At 44.0% G+C, this 15,475-nt stretch carries 12 protein-coding genes and 1 pseudogene; 9 read left to right on the forward strand and 4 right to left on the reverse strand.

All coding sequences use genetic code 11. The annotated features are described in order from the left end of the window. Positions 1-277 precede the first annotated feature (277 nt). The 9 genes from adhE (at position 278) to P5674_RS01480 (ending at position 8,746) form a co-directional block, all read left to right on the forward strand. Complete coding sequence (gene adhE / locus P5674_RS01440) at positions 278-2,944, forward strand: bifunctional acetaldehyde-CoA/alcohol dehydrogenase (protein ID WP_014276811.1); 2,667 nt, start codon at positions 278-280, stop codon at positions 2,942-2,944. Positions 2,945-3,137: 193 nt separating this feature from the next. Then, positions 3,138-4,598: a cation:proton antiporter gene (locus P5674_RS01445; protein WP_014276812.1), complete on the forward strand. Its 1,461-nt coding sequence runs from the start codon at positions 3,138-3,140 to the stop codon at positions 4,596-4,598. Positions 4,599-4,732: 134 nt separating this feature from the next. Then, positions 4,733-5,071, forward strand: a complete 339-nt coding sequence (locus P5674_RS01450; RefSeq protein WP_006619689.1) for an NADH-quinone oxidoreductase subunit K — start codon at positions 4,733-4,735, stop codon at positions 5,069-5,071. Continuing rightward, positions 5,068-6,528 (forward strand): cation:proton antiporter, encoded by a 1,461-nt coding sequence (locus P5674_RS01455; protein ID WP_315669737.1) that lies wholly within the window; start codon positions 5,068-5,070, stop codon positions 6,526-6,528. The genes P5674_RS01450 and P5674_RS01455 overlap by 4 nt, the downstream gene beginning before the upstream one ends. Further along, positions 6,525-6,923, forward strand: a complete 399-nt coding sequence (locus P5674_RS01460) for a Na+/H+ antiporter subunit E (protein WP_006625693.1) — start codon at positions 6,525-6,527, stop codon at positions 6,921-6,923. The genes P5674_RS01455 and P5674_RS01460 overlap by 4 nt, the downstream gene beginning before the upstream one ends. Continuing rightward, positions 6,920-7,180, forward strand: coding sequence for a hypothetical protein (locus P5674_RS01465; RefSeq protein ID WP_006625694.1), 261 nt, complete (start codon positions 6,920-6,922; stop codon positions 7,178-7,180). The genes P5674_RS01460 and P5674_RS01465 overlap by 4 nt, the downstream gene beginning before the upstream one ends. A 3-nt stretch (positions 7,181-7,183) precedes the next feature. Continuing rightward, on the forward strand, positions 7,184-7,465 hold the full coding sequence (locus P5674_RS01470) for a monovalent cation/H(+) antiporter subunit G (protein WP_006669178.1): 282 nt from the start codon (positions 7,184-7,186) through the stop codon (positions 7,463-7,465). Beyond that, positions 7,455-8,084 carry a DUF4040 domain-containing protein gene (locus P5674_RS01475; protein WP_006625696.1) on the forward strand — a complete coding sequence of 210 codons (630 nt, stop codon included), beginning with the start codon at positions 7,455-7,457 and terminating at the stop codon, positions 8,082-8,084. Before P5674_RS01470 ends, P5674_RS01475 begins: the two co-directional genes overlap by 11 nt. Continuing rightward, on the forward strand, positions 8,084-8,746 hold the full coding sequence (locus P5674_RS01480) for a Na(+)/H(+) antiporter subunit B (RefSeq protein WP_006625697.1): 663 nt from the start codon (positions 8,084-8,086) through the stop codon (positions 8,744-8,746). Before P5674_RS01475 ends, P5674_RS01480 begins: the two co-directional genes overlap by 1 nt. Positions 8,747-8,752: 6 nt before the next feature. Here P5674_RS01480 and P5674_RS01485 read toward each other — a convergent pair whose 3' ends face one another. The 4 genes and pseudogenes from P5674_RS01485 to gghA form a co-directional block, all read right to left on the reverse strand. After that, positions 8,753-10,399 (reverse strand): ABC1 kinase family protein, encoded by a 1,647-nt coding sequence (locus P5674_RS01485; RefSeq protein WP_006625698.1) that lies wholly within the window; start codon positions 10,397-10,399, stop codon positions 8,753-8,755. A gap of 24 nt (positions 10,400-10,423) precedes the next feature. Continuing rightward, positions 10,424-12,241 (reverse strand): polysaccharide biosynthesis/export family protein, encoded by a 1,818-nt coding sequence (locus P5674_RS01490; RefSeq protein ID WP_006625699.1) that lies wholly within the window; start codon positions 12,239-12,241, stop codon positions 10,424-10,426. 132 nt (positions 12,242-12,373) lie between these two features. Further along, positions 12,374-12,589, reverse strand: coding sequence for a DUF7219 family protein (locus P5674_RS01495; protein WP_006669175.1), 216 nt, complete (start codon positions 12,587-12,589; stop codon positions 12,374-12,376). A gap of 205 nt (positions 12,590-12,794) precedes the next feature. Next, positions 12,795-15,302 (reverse strand): annotated as a pseudogene (gene gghA / locus P5674_RS01500) (glucosylglycerol hydrolase). Positions 15,303-15,475: the final 173 nt, after the last annotated feature.

Genomic DNA, 15,475 nt, shown 5'->3' on the forward strand with positions numbered 1-15,475 from the left:
ACTAGGTGGCTTGGGGAATGTCGCAATTTGGATAGTTAATGGGAGGTTAAAATTTAGTTAATTCTTTAGGAAAGATGTATCATCGGATACACCATTTTACTATAATCAAGGGTAGAGGAGTCTCGCAAATTTGATGTTTTAGTAAGTCCTACCTACACAAATCAGGAACAAGCGCTATACTGTCTGGTAGTCAAAATCTTTGAGCAACTACTGTACTGCATGGGTCAGCCTAAGACCCTGTACATAGTTGGGCAATAGTCCTATCTGAGGTATTTTCATGGTTAACCGAGTGACCAATATCGAAGAATTAGAGAACTTGATTGCGCGGGTAAAAGCAGCCCAGCAAGAATTCTCTGGCTTCACTCAAGAACAGGTAGACTACATTTTTAAGAAAGCTGCCCTAGCGGCTAATGCGGCGCGTATACCTCTAGCTAAAATAGCAGTCGAAGAAACAGGTATGGGGGTGGTTGAGGATAAAGTGATTAAAAATCACTTCGCCTCAGAAATCATCTACAACAAGTATAAAAACACCAAAACCTGTGGTGTTATTGAATCCGATAAATCCTTCGGATTCCAAAAAATCGCCGAACCTGTGGGCATCTTAGCAGGTATTGTCCCCACTACTAATCCCACCTCTACAGCTATTTTTAAGGCCTTAATTGCCCTAAAAACTCGCAATGGGATTATATTTTCACCCCACCCCCGCGCCCAAAAATGTACTAATGAGGCGGCGCGTATTATTCTGGAAGCAGCCGTTGAAGCCGGTGCGCCGGAAGATATTATTGGTTGGATTGATGAACCAACAGTTCCCCTATCTCAAGCCTTGATGCAGCATCAGGATATTAAACTGATACTCGCTACAGGGGGTCCGGGAATGGTGCGGGCTGCTTACTCTTCCGGGCGGCCCTCTTTAGGTGTTGGAGCGGGGAATACTCCGGCTTTAATTGATGATTCTGCTCATATTAAAATGGCGGTATCTTCGATTATCCTGAGTAAGACTTTTGACAATGGCATGATTTGTGCTAGTGAACAGTCTGTAATTGTCGTTGATTCTATTTATGACCAGGTGCGGGAGGAATTTCTCAGCCGTGGTGCTTATTTCCTCACCCCAGAAGAAACCGATCGCATGGCTAACGTCATTTTTGTAGACGGTCATCTTAACCCCGAAATTGTCGGTCAAACTGTTAATAAATTGGGAGGAATGGCTGGGCTAAATCTTCCTGATAATACCCGTGTGATTATCGGGGAACGACCGGAAATTGATGATGATGACCCCTTCGCCCATGAAAAACTATCGCCGGTTTTGGTTATGTATCGGGCGAAAGATTTTGAGGATGCGGTTCTGAAGGCTGAACGTTTGGTACAGTTGGGAGGTCGTGGTCACACCGCTGCCTTGTATACTTCCCCTAATAATACTGCTCATATTAACGCCTTTGAGGGTAAGGTACAAACGGCGCGGGTGTTAATTAATACCCCTTCATCTCAAGGGGCGATCGGAGATTTGTATAATTTCCGTCTTGACCCTTCTTTAACTCTGGGTTGTGGAACTTGGGGCGGTAATTCCATTAGTGAAAACGTCGAACCTACTCACCTGTTAAATATTAAAACCGTCGCCGAACGACGGGAAAATATGCTGTGGTTCCGAGTCCCTCCCAAAATCTATTTCAAGTATGGTTCCCTACCCGTCGCTTTGCGAGAGTTGGCAGGTAAAAAACGGGCTTTTATTGTCACTGATAAGCCTTTGTTTAACTTAGGAATTACCGCATCTCTTGAGGAAGTCCTCGAAGAAATCGGGGTTAAATATGACGTTTTTTATGATGTTGAACCTGACCCGTCTTTGGATACCGTACAACGGGGTTTAACTCTCATGAATACCTTTGAACCCGATGTTATTATTGCCATTGGTGGTGGATCGCCTATGGATGCGGCTAAGATTATGTGGCTCATGTATGAACATCCAGATATTGAGTTTGAAGGTTTGGCGATGCGATTTATGGATATCCGTAAACGGGTCTATGATTTGCCGCCGCTGGGGGAAAAAGCACTAATGGTAGCAATTCCTACCACTTCGGGAACTGGTTCGGAAGTGACACCCTTTGCTGTGGTTACCGATCGCCGCAATAATATTAAGTATCCTTTGGCAGATTATGCCTTGACTCCTAATATTGCGATCGTTGACCCCGAATTGGTGTTAAATATGCCCAAAAGTTTAACATCTTTTGGCGGTATTGATGCCTTAACTCACGCCTTAGAAGCCTTTGTTTCCGTCTTGGCTTCCGAATACACTAATGGCATGGCTTTAGAAGCCATTCGGCTGATTTTCAAGTATCTGCCTAGTTCCTATAAAAATGGCGCGAATGACCCGAAAGCACGGGAAAAAATGCACTATGCCTCTACCATGGCTGGGATGGCTTTTGCTAATGGTTTCTTAGGCATTTGCCATTCCATTGCCCACCAATTAGGCGGGACTTTCCACATTCCCCACGGTTTAGCGAATGCCTTGATGATTAGCCATGTAATTCGCTACAATGCCACTGATGCACCCTTCAAACAAGCCACTTTCTCCCAATACAAATATCCTAACACTAAATGGCGTTATGCTCGGGTGGCCGATTATTTGCATTTGGGAGGGAATACTGATGATGAAAAAATCGATCGCCTAATTTTGGCTATTGAAGAACTCAAGCATCAGGTAGGCATTCCTAAAGCCATGAAAGAAGTCGTTAAAGAAAGCGAAGCCGAGTTTTTAGCTAAAGTTGATGAAGTCGCCGATCAAGCCTTTGATGATCAGTGTACAGGGGCCAATCCTCGCTATCCCTTAATTGAGGATCTCAAGCAACTGATTATTGATGCCTATTATGGTCATCCCGTGGTGGCGAGTGAAAATAATGGCAAAACTGTATTTCCGACCTTTGGCCCGGAACCAGTCATGATGGGTGAATAGGTTTTCAGTCACCTAATCAATAGAAGTTAATTTAAGAGGCGGGTTTCTGACTAGATCAGATCCCCTCTTTTTTTGATCACATGGGAGACAGCATACCCATAAATATTTTGGTGTCTGACTCATGTATAATCCAAATATTAGATTCTCACTAAGAACCTGATGTGAGTAATTATCTGGATGACCATAACAACCCATGACCTATATCACCATCGTCTTGATATTACTGCCAATTTTGGTAGGATTTTGCATTTATCTATTCCCCAAAATAGATCGCTATTCGGCTATGGCCGTTGTCCTGATGTCTTTTGCTTACGGGTTATGGGTTATTTTGGAACCCCCAAACCTGAATATACAACTACTGAATAACTTTGGTGTTCAACTATTCATTGACCAAACCAGTGGCTACTTGATATTGACCAACGCCCTAGTCACCATGGCGGTGATTTTATACTGTTGGTCGTCCCGGCTTTCTGGGTTGTTTTTTACTCAGATATTAATTGTTCATAGCAGCCTTAACTCCATTTTTATCTCCCAGGACTTTATCAGTCTATATGTGGCTTTAGAAGTCTTAGGAATAGGCGTTTTTTTATTAATTGCTTATCCTCGCAGCGATCGCTCTATTTGGGTAGGCTTACGCTATCTATTTGTCAGCAATACCGCCATGCTATTCTACCTGGTAGGAGTCGCCCTCGTCTACCAAGCCCATCATTCCTTTGCCTTTGCTGGCTTACGGGGTTCCTCCCCAGAGGCTATATCCCTTATCTTCATGGGTTTATTAGCCAAGGGTGGTATCTTCGTCTCAGGGTTATGGCTACCCATGACCTATGCTGAATCAGAAACCCCTGTTTCCGCCCTTCTCTCAGGAATTGTCACCAAAGCCGGAGTTTTTCCCTTAGTACGTTTAGCCTTAATTCTACCCGAATTTAGCCCAATTCTCAGCATCTTTGGGGTAGCTGCCGCCTTGTTAGGTGCAATTTATGCCATTTTTGAACAAGACACCAAACGCACCCTCGCTTTTAGCAGTATTTCCCAATTAGGTTTTATCATTGTCGCCCCCGTCGCCGGAAGTTTTTATGCCCTCAGTCACGGCTTAGTTAAATCCGCTTTATTCCTCATAGAAGGAAGCCTGCCCAGCCGCAACTTTAAACAACTGCATCAACAGCCCATTAATACTTTTCTCTGGCTAATTCTACTCCTGGCTAGTTTGTCTATATCTGGTTTCCCGCTGTTATCTATTTTTTCAGCCAAAGCTCTAGTTTTTAAAGACTTGTCAACTTGGGAAGATATCGCCCTCAATATTGCCTCAGTCGGAACCGTGATATATTTTGCCAAATTTATCTTTATTCCCCACCAACAATCCGCCGATTCCGAAAAATTTGACTCTCAAAAATTGGCATTACTTCCCGCTATAGGTATTCTGTTTATTGCCTTAATTTGTGCCAATAGTCTCTATTACGAGTCCACCTATTCCGTCGAGAAGATTACTAAGGCTTTAGCTACTATTGGGGTGGGTTGGTTAGCCTATTTTCTGATTTTCAAAAATTCCCTAATTAACCTGCCCAAAACTTGGGAAAAATTAGACCACCTGATGGGGGTCATGACCCTGAGTTTAACCGCTATATTTTGGCTAGTTGTGTGGTTGAAAATCTCCTAAATTTTGGACACAATAAAACACGAGATTTGGGCTAACTAAATTTTGCCAAAATCCCTAAAAAGATGTTTTGTTTTTTGCCGAAATCGTGTATGCTTTACATATAATTCATCAACTCCTTTAGCTGACAGATAATTGTGTTAGAGTCGTTAGTATTCGCCTCCGTGATGTTCGGATTTTTCGGCATCATTCTCAAAAAGAACCTGATGATGAAAATTATCTCCATGGATGTGATGAGTACAGGGGTAATCGCCTATTATGTACTCATCGCCTCACGGGATGGCTTTTTTACACCGATTATCGGTAATGCCGCAGATAATGGCACTTATGCCGACCCGGTGCCACAGGCGGTGATTTTGACGGCGATCGTAATTGGCTTTTCCGTCCAAGCATTAATGCTGGTTGGTGTCATAAAGTTAGCCCGCGATAACCCCACCCTAGAAACCGACGAGATCGAAAAGAACAATACCCCATGACCAATATTACGATCGCATTGATAGCATTACCAATGTGTATGGGGTTCAGTATCTATTTACTCCCCAAACTCGATCGCTATCTGGCCATTTTCACAGCCCTTTGTTCCCTAGCTTATGGGTTGCAGGTTCTGTTAAATGATACAGATTTATCAATCCAGCTACTAGATAACTTCGGTGTTCAACTATTAGTTGATCAACAAAGTGGCTACTTTATCTTGACCAACGCCCTAGTCACCATGGCAGTGGTTTTTTACTGTTGGAACCGGGGTAAATCCGCCTTTTTTTATGCCCAGGCTATCATTTTACATGGCAGTGTTAATGCCACATTTGTTTGTCAAGATTTTATTAGCATATATGTAGCCCTAGAGGTGTTAGGAATCGCAGTTTTCCTGTTAATTTCCTATCCTCGTAGCGATCGCTCCATTTGGATAGCCTTACGCTATCTATTTGTGAGCAACACCGCCATGCTATTCTATCTGATTGGGGTCGGTCTTGTCTACCAAGCCGCTCATTCCTTTGCCTTTAGTGGCTTACGGGTTTCCCCTCCAGAAGCCATAGCCCTTATCCTAATGGCACTATTAGTCAAAGGTGGCGTGTTTGTCTCTGGGTTATGGCTACCGCTAACCCACTCCGAATCAGAAACCCCCGTTTCCGCCCTCCTCTCAGGAGTCGTAGTCAAAGCCGGAGTATTTCCCCTAATTCGTTGCGCTCTCATTGTACCAGAGATTGACCCAGTGCTAAGAATCTTTGGTATTAGCACCGCCATTTTCGGCGTAGTTTATGCCGTTTTTCAAAAAGACACCAAGCTAACCCTAGCTTTTAGCACCATTTCCCAATTAGGATTTGTCCTCGCCGCCCCCGTAGTTGCTGGGTTTTATGCCCTCACCCACGGCTTGGTTAAATCAGCTTTATTCTTAATAGCTGGAAGCCTACCCAGTCGCAGCTTTAAGCAACTACAGGCGCAGCCCATTAATACCTCAGTTTGGATACCATTATTGATAGCTAGTTTGTCTGTCTCTGGTTTCCCTTTACTGTCTGGCTTTGGTGCGAAGATTATCACCTTTAAAAATCTGTGGTCTTGGCAAGAAATCATCCTTAATATAGCCGCCATAGGAACAACCATATACTTTGCTAAATTCATCTTTATTCCCCATACTCAACTACCAGCAACCCCAGAAACTGAAGAAAAGCAACGGGGGTTATTACCAGCCATGGTAATTCTGCTGGGGGGGCTGATTTTGGCTAACTTTTTCTATTATCAATCAGTTTACACCATTGATAATATTGTCAAATCTCTGGTAACTATAAGTGTCGGATGGTTGGCTTATTTTGTGCTGTTTAAAGACTTAGTAGTGAACCTGTCCAGATCCTGGGAAAAGCTGGAACATATTATTGGTGGAATGACCATCATGTTAACAGTGCTCTTTTGGTTTATTTTCGCGGTGGGTATAGCATGATTAAATATCTGTCTCTCAACTTAATTCTGCGATTAGCTATTTGGTTTCTGATTACTGCTGACCTGAGTTTAGCTAATATCATTATCGGGGTGAGTGTGTGTTTATTATTACCCGGTCGTAGCCCCTCTAAGGCGGCTTTAAACGACTGGTTAAGGGCTTTTGGGGAAGTCATTAGGTCAGTGCCTCAAGCCTACCTAGAGGCTTTTGAGATTATCTTAAAACCCCATAATTATGAAGATATCACCATGGAAAGAGTGAAACCCCAAAGAACACCGGGTTTAATTTTTTTAGATATCTTTATCATTACCTTTACCCCGAAAACAATTGTTTTAAAATATCACCAAGAGGGCTGGTATGAAGTCCATTGGGTACGTCGCCGGAGGCCTGATTCATGAACAATATTTTAATGATAATGCTGGTAGCTTTAATGATTCCTATTTACGAAGCCTGCCAAGATGATAATATTTGGCAAAAGGTGTTAGCATTTTCTAGTATTGCTAGTAAAACATCGATCATGATTCTAGTTGTCTCGGTTTTAAGAGATGATTGGATGATTGGCGTAGTTGGGGTAATTATTCTCAGTGTTGGGAATGCGTCTTTAATGCTATTGGCTCAAATTCTTAGACGCATGAGTGATGTATTAACTAAGTGAATCATGATTAACTTATTCAGTGACCTTTTGATGTTAGTTGGGGTGGTCTTTTGGTTTTGGGGAACTTTTCCCCTAGTCGGCGATCGCTCAGTATTATTCAAACTACATGGTTTATCAGTCTCTGATACCTTGGGTTCCATGACCATAGTTTTCGGACTATTACTGAGAATTCCCAGCGAATGGCCCCTGCTGATTCTTGCCATTATTTCTTTGGCAATTTGGAATACTGTTTTAGGATATGTATTAGCTTACTGTTCCAGTAGTGAAGGTGACGATGAACGATAATACTATCTATCTAATCACGGCGTTAATGCCTCTAGCCACCGCCATGGTAGTTTTACAAGTTAACCCCTATCATGCCTTAGTAATTCGTGGTATATTGGGTGCTGTGGCTGCTTTGGTTTATGCGATCTTAGGGGCTGCAGATGTAGCCTTAACTGAAGCATTAGTGGGGACGATGCTGGCAATTACCCTGTATGGGGTGGCGGTGCGTTCTTCTTTGGTTATGCGTTTGGGTGTCCTGAAAGAGGAATTACAACAGCCGGAAAGCGATCGCCCTTTTGGTCAACTGGTCGATGAATTACGGGGAATTTTTCGCCAACATTATATGCGGGTTGAATTAGTACCTTATAAGGACTTAGAAGAGTTACATCATGCCTTAGTCACCAAGGAAATTCATGCCACTTGTATCCAGCCTTTACATTCAATATTTGCCAGTCCTTACCCGACCAAATCTCATCAACCAGAATCGCCAGAATCGCCAGAATCGGCAGAACCGGAACCTTTACCCTATTATACCACTACTAGGCTGAAACGGCTCTATGACATTATGCAAGCCGAACTGACATCATCCCGAACCATTTTAAACTATTTTAATTTAACAGAATCTGGGGAGAAACACTAATGAAATGGGTTTATGTCGCTGTGGGTGTGATACTTTATCTCAAGATGTTGCTGATTGCCAACCCGATCGATGAATGGTTGGGTCCTTCCATTGTGGAAGTAGTAGTGCAAGATAGTGGTGTACCTAATGCGGTTTCCGGCATCATTTTCAGAAATCGCCTCTATGATACCATCTTCGAGGTAGTGGTTTTTACCATCTCAATTATGGGCTGTAATTTTTTACTCGCCAATGAGAAACCCCTTAGTAAAGTGTATCGATTTACTGATCAGCCTTCCGTTGTTTTAGCGCGACTAGGCGCGACTATTGCGGCTTTGGTGAGTATTGAATTAGCCATTAGGGGTCATCTTAGCCCTGGGGGTGGTTTTGCTGCCGGAGTAGCAGGAGGGACGGCGATCGGTTTAATTGCGATCACTTCTCCACCGGAGTTAATGCAGGGAATTTATCAGCGTTGGCAGGCATCTATTTGGGAGAAAATTTCCGTCCTCATCTTTATTTTATTGGCGGTAATTACTCTGTTTGGTATAGAATTACCTCATGGTGAATTAGGGAGTTTAGTCAGTGGTGGGATTATGCCATTACTGAATATTTTAGTTGCCTTAAAGGTGGCTTTGGGGTCCTGGGCGGCGGTGTTAATTTTTATTCGCTATCGGGGCTTATTATAGGTTAATTTACCGTAAATTTCCCGATCGCAATACACTCACCAGCAGCCATAACCCCACCAGGGAAGCCGCCGCAAAGAGGATATTACTAATCAGAGACAACTGGGGAGTTTGCGCCCCAGTTGAAATCATCGCCGCCCCCATAATTAACGAACCGAGTACAATACTAAAAGACAGGCGGTTAGCCGCATCATTTAGGCTATTTTTCAGGCTAGTTAATTCTGGGATTCTAATATTCCATTTGAGAGTTTCGGAAGTAACCCGGTCTAAAAACAGTTCAATTTGACTAGGCGATCGCAATGATAAACTTTTGAGATCTAAAGCCGTCCTTAACAGAGTCTCTAGGGGGTTATCTCCTAACAATTGATTGCGGAATAACTCCGTCATCAATGGTTTAATCTCATTGAGTAAATTAACCTCCGGGTTAAAACTGCGGGTGACTCCCTCCAAATTCGCCAAAGTTTTAGCATATAATCCCATATTACTAGGGAGGCGAATTCTATTATTGCGAGAAATCTGCAAAATCTCATAGAATACCTGACTAAAATTAATTTCCGCCAGACTCAGATTATAATATCGTCTCAGCATACTATCATAATCATTAGTCAGGCGACCCAGTTGCACCGATTCCGATGATTCTGCTAATTCTAAGGTAAGTTGGGCGCAACGTCTAGCATCTATATCCACAACTGCTAGTAACATTTCGGTTAAAATTTGCTGAGTCCGAGGGTCTAGCCTTCCCACCATTCCACAATCTAAAATAGCTACCCGTCCATCATTAAGATAAAACAGATTTCCTGGGTGGGGGTCCGCATGAAAAAAGCCATCTAAATAGATTTGCTGAAAAAAGGCACGAAATAATAAACTGGTAATTTCTCCCCGGCGTGGATCATCCTCATTGGTCTGTTTCTTAGAAGGTTCTGACAACAATAAAGGTACACCATCTAACCATTCTAATACCAGTAAATTAGGAGTTGTAAATTCCCAGTAAACTTTGGGAATAATTAACTTTTCGGGGTCAAACCACCGAGTTTTTGAGAGATTTTGCCGCAATTTGTCTGTATATTCAGCTTCTGAGGTAAAGTCTAATTCAGCTTTTAAAGCGCTAGTAAATTCCTCAGCGATCGCCACAATATCATAATCTTCTCCCCACTCAGTAATCGCCACTAAATCCGCCAAAGATTTAATTAACTCAATATCCTGTTCAACAATAATAGCAATTCCTGGACGCTGTACTTTTAAGGCCACTTCTTCGCCACTTTTCAACGTAGCGCGATGGATTTGTCCAATGGATGCCGCCGCCACCGCCTCAGTTTCAATACGACTAAAAATCTGGTCTAAAGGTTGAGAAAACTGTTGTCTAAGTTGAGTTTCAATATCCCCCCAAGCCACAGCGGGAACATTAGCTTGTAAATCGGTTAAAGCATCAACATATCTTCCCGGTAGCAAATCAGGACGAGTTGATAAAAGTTGTCCTAACTTGACATAAACCGGACCCAATTCAATTAAAATATTCCGTAAAACATCAGGAGATGGTAGCCGAGGTTCTTCTGGTTTATCCCCCACTAACAAACCCCGCATATAGTCCCAGCCGTTGCTGAAAACAATTTCCAAAATTTCGCGTTTTCGGGAGCTTTTTTTAGTAATGGAGAACATAAATTTATCGGGGATAAAACGGACTTAGTAATTCCTGAAAATATCAATAAACGCGCTGGGAACTACAAAAAGCGATCGCACTCTATTTAACGGCGTAATGATAGTATCTACTGTATCCGAAATACTCGCCAGGGTCGATCGCCCCACAATCACCACATCATTATTTTGGAGAGGAGGATTATTCGGGGAATTACCTCCCTGAGTAAAATCTATTGGTAGGCGGCGCTGTTCCACAGTACCATCAGGGCGAAAGCGAATCAACTCCACCGAAGACTGATGGGCGCGAGAGGTAAACCCCCCGGCCGTCAGTATAGCTTCATTTAAGGGAGTATTAGGGGGAATTTGAACAACTCCAGACCTTTGCACTTCCCCCACCACATTAACACGAATATTGTTTGGGGAGAAACTAGCGTTAGCAATTGCCCCCATTTCCACGGGGTTAATCTCCGTAGCTGTGGGTACAAAAACCGTGTCCCCTTCCTGTAATATTGTATCCTGGGTGGCATCACCATTTTGCAGTAATTCCCAAAGATTAATAGTAATCACTTGGCGACTCCCACGACTATCAGAGCGCCTAATTTCCACCTGTCGAATATCAGCCTCTGGTTTAACCCCTCCCGCCACCTGAATAGCGCGGGTAACAGTGGGGATGCTACCACCACCCGCCGCCCCAGGGACTCCAGCATCTCCGGTGCGAGCAGTGCCAGTAACAGTATAAGGCCCCGGTCGAAATACTTGCCCAATCACAGCAATATTTAAAGGTTCACTTTGGTCAGCCGCAAAACTCGCCGCGCGGCGGTTAGATAATTGTTCCAGATTGGCCGTTTCTAAGGCAGGGATGAAGATACTATCACCATTTTGTAGAACTATATCCTGTTGCAGATTATCCCCGTCTAGGATAGGTTCTAGGTTTACTTCTAGTATTTGTTCTTGTCCCTGGTTGGTGAGGCGACGAATTTGCACCCGACTGATATCCGCCATTAGCCGAATTCCTCCAGCTTGCTTAATGGCTTGGCTAATGGTAGCGACTCCCCCTGGTCCTCCTTGACTGGGGATGGTATAGGGACCGGGGCGGCGCACTTCTCCAGATACGGCAATATCAATTAGGCTGGCTTCGTTGTTAGCAAAACTAGCCCTAGCAATTTGTCGCCCCATTTCTGGGTCAATTTCGGTGGTGGTGGGAATATAGATAACATCTCCATCCCTAAGCCGGATATCGGTGCTGAGACTACCTGTTTGCAGAAGTTCCATCAGATTTAGATTGATGATTTGCTCTGATGTTCCCAACTGGGGTCGTCGTAGTTGCACCTGTCGCAGGTCTGCGGCTTGGGTGATACCTCCGGCTAATTGTAGGGCGCGGGTAATGGTGGGAAATTGGGAACCTTCCCTCGCCATGGTATAGGAACCGGGGCGGTTGATTTCCCCTGAAATGCCTATTCTGAGGGGACGGGGAGTAATGAGGCTGATGGTTACTCTGGGGTTTCGTAATACTCTGGCGCTTTCATAGCGATCGCCTATAGCCCTAGCCGCCTCTTCTAAGGTCATGCCACTTACGGAAATACTACCAGCTTGGGGAAGGTTAACTGTACCGTCAACTAATACTTCTTGTTGACTGCTATATTGTTCGACGGGAAAAATAAATACTTGGATTACATCACCGGCACCCAAGGTATATGGGGCTTCTTGGGTTGGTGGCGCTGAAAGCTGCGAAAGGTGAGGAGGGGGGTTATTGGTGGGGTTTTCAGCCCAACTGGGGGAAGGTAAAGCGATCGCACCATAGACGAGTAGACCCAGACTGGTTAGGGAAATATATTGTTTGGCGGCATAATGGCATTTCATCATAAATACATAAGTAAGTAGCAGAGGGAGAGGGGTTGCCTAGTTAGGTATAGATTATATCCCCTAGTTTCCACCTCTCCCCCTACCAAAGGGCGATCGCGGTTATCTGTGTGTAGGTCAATTGATGATGACCTACTACGTGAGTTGTTTATGGGTTTTTTTGAGTCTCTTCCACTGTTGTTTGATTTTTTTATAAGACTCTAATGTGGACATTTTCCCGTTGGTTTGCAAAGCGGCAATATAACTAACCTGTTGAGCAAATTCTTGCAGGTTGGCGTTAAATAGCATATTTTCGGGTTGGTCTGATCCTCGATAAGGATAACGGGGGGTCAAAAAGTCGTTTAGTTCCATGATAGCCACCAGTTCAATCAAAATGTGTGATCAAGTTGGGAAATTGTTAGGGACGGCAACAGATATGCAGCCTGAAAACAGAAGATACATTCTCAGGGATGAACTTGTCAAAATCAACCCTGTTGTTTACCGTCCCTACTCCAACCTAACATTAATTTCTGGGAATGCCTGTAGCATGGGTAGCAATTCAGCTATGATCTACAGGTTATTTCTGGGGCTGTTGGGGTACTAACAGGACACCTTGACTATCTTTGAGTTCAAATTTCTTCAAGGAAGCTAGGTTATCATCTAATTGGACTCCGGGAGAGGCGATCGCCACTTTCCACTCGGATAAGTCTAATTCTAGCCAATCTCCCACGGTTACCGTCATTGGTTCCCCTCCCATATTGGCCACCATCACCACTTGGTCTTCTTCCCGGTAAGGGTTTCCTCGGACTCCATAAAACACGGTCTGAGTCTGATCACCGATTTGGTGAAACTGATCTGTTCCCATCAAATTCTGACGCAACCAAATGCGATCGTGTCGGAAGCGACGCAACTGCAAATTAAAATTAGTTTGCACAGCATTTAGATCCTCACCATAGTGAGAGACATTACAGATTTCGTAGCAGTCCTCCATAAATTTGAGGGCAAATTCTTTGAGTTTCGGAATATCGAGATCCTTGAGAAACTCCACCATTTCCGGGTGATTAATCTTTTGCAAATATTCAAGTTTACACTCTTGTGCAGAATCGCCAAAACAAGCCTGACAAGCCTCTACCACAGCGGGTAGACTATAATCAGCATCAATCATCGCCTGTTGTAAAGCCTTCCCAAACTGCTTGATTTCTTCTAAGTCCTCAAAGCCCAAACTTTTTAAACCAGAAAACACAAAATCTCGCTGATACAATTCCGGGGTAATTTGCCAATCTAAAAAGCCCATTTCTTCCGCGACAACTTTCACGCCATAGCGTTCATCAGTATTGCGGAAAAACATCCAGGGGGCTCTGGTGGTAGCATTAATAAAATCCATCGGTAAACCCGGACTAAAGCCATACACCCACAACGTCACCGCCGGATTATCATAACCATTATGCAAAACCTCCGACAAAGTTTTACCCAAATTCCAATTGATTTCTTGGTCTAACTCTACCTGATTTCCCCGTCGGACAGTATCATGATTAGCACAACCCGTAATCCAATTTTCTCCCTGATACATCACCTCACAAACTCGTTTCCATTTCCTCTCCTAAAAACCCTTTAAAGTGGGGGTATTATGAGCAAAAATTAATGGCCCCCATTGGAAGGAGTCCGGGCGCAGTTCAATCAGATCTCGATAGGTAGAAATTTCCTCCCATCCTTCCTCCGGCCATGGTCTGCCATCTTCAAAAATAGTAAACAGTAACCGTTGATAGCCGCCAATATCTTGAACAACATCACTCATGGCTAACAAATAAGCATCATCCTGTTCGACGAAGCCAGTTAAGGGATTAAAGAACCGGAAATCTTGACCGCCATCAATGCGAATACCATCAACTCCGGTATTCATTTTACGGCGCTGCATTTCTAGCAAGATAGCCCGCACTGTTGGCAGTTGGTGGTTTAAATCCTGACCATACATATTCTGCCCTTTTAGGAACTGACGATTCAGGAGTAATTCCGATTGGTTATCAGCATGACCATAAACAATGTCATAAATAACCTGAATGGGTCCGGTGGAGAAATTATGCAATGTGGCGATAAAATCCACTACCTCATCAGGGCGACGACTGCCCATAATTGCCGGATTTGTGGTAGAAGACCCTAAAATTGGCACATCATAGCCCCAATCCTGGGTATCGGGTTTGCTCAGATTAATCTCGAGAATGTCTTCATCTTCTGACATGAAGGCGAAAAACTCACTTTCGGGACTATATTCATCCCTAAACTCGATGGGGGGTTCTGTGGGTAGCAGTTGCACAGCACCATAGCCGATATAGTTTTCCTCCAGGGGGGTCAGGGGGATATTTTTGGCTAATTTATCGGAAATCCGACTATAAAGGCTGGTTAATCCCTCAAAGGTGCCAGCAGCGGTGGCGGTTCCTACATGGAGTTGCAGAATGTTTTTGGGAGCCCGAACCCTGGGAATTAATTTGGGGTTGGGTAGGGGGGAGAGATCATCATCATGTAGGTCAATGGTGGGGTGGCGGGAGGTTCCCCGACGGCTAAAATATTCTAGGTCCGGGCGTTGGGCTTGTAGGGTTTCGATGTCGTAGAGTTCGGCGGGTCCGAATACTCCATAGGGAAGGGAGTAAGCCAGGGGATCACGGATGGCTTGCAGTTTTTCGGCTTGGTCAATGTAGCGCAGCCAATAGAATGATCCGACTTGCTCTCGGCTTCCGGGTTGCATTCCGGCGACAACTCCCCAGTGATATTCTCCCTGTTGTTTGAGGTTTAGTCGGGTACGGTGGAAACGGACTACTTGCTGATCTGCCCGCAGGTCTATTTCATCTATGGGGATGAGTACCTCTAGGAAAATCTCTAGCCTCCTCATGACTTGGGAGGTTAATTTGGGAGTCCAAAACCCGATTTGTGTTAGTCCGTCTCCTAGCCAGTGGGCTCCTAATTTTTGGGCGATAATTTGTGCTTTTTCAAAATAGGAGGCTTTGGAATGTTCGACGGTAGCTGCCCAATTTAGCAGATTTTCGGTTTCTTCCTCTAGGAGTTTGATGGTGGATTCTGTTGTGGTTACCAAAACTAAGTTTCTACTTGACTCGACAATTTAACTCTAGTCTAACCCAGGGGTTTCCGACTCTAGCGTTACTGTTAAATTTGCGATCGCTTGCCCCATTTGTGAATCAACCCTAGGATAGATGTTAACTATAGTTAAGTTTTGTTAACCTGTGAAGGCTAGGCTCCAGTAATCGA

It is taken from the genome of Limnospira sp. PMC 289.06 (assembly GCF_032350395.1).
Lineage (GTDB): Bacteria > Cyanobacteriota > Cyanobacteriia > Cyanobacteriales > Microcoleaceae > Limnospira > Limnospira platensis.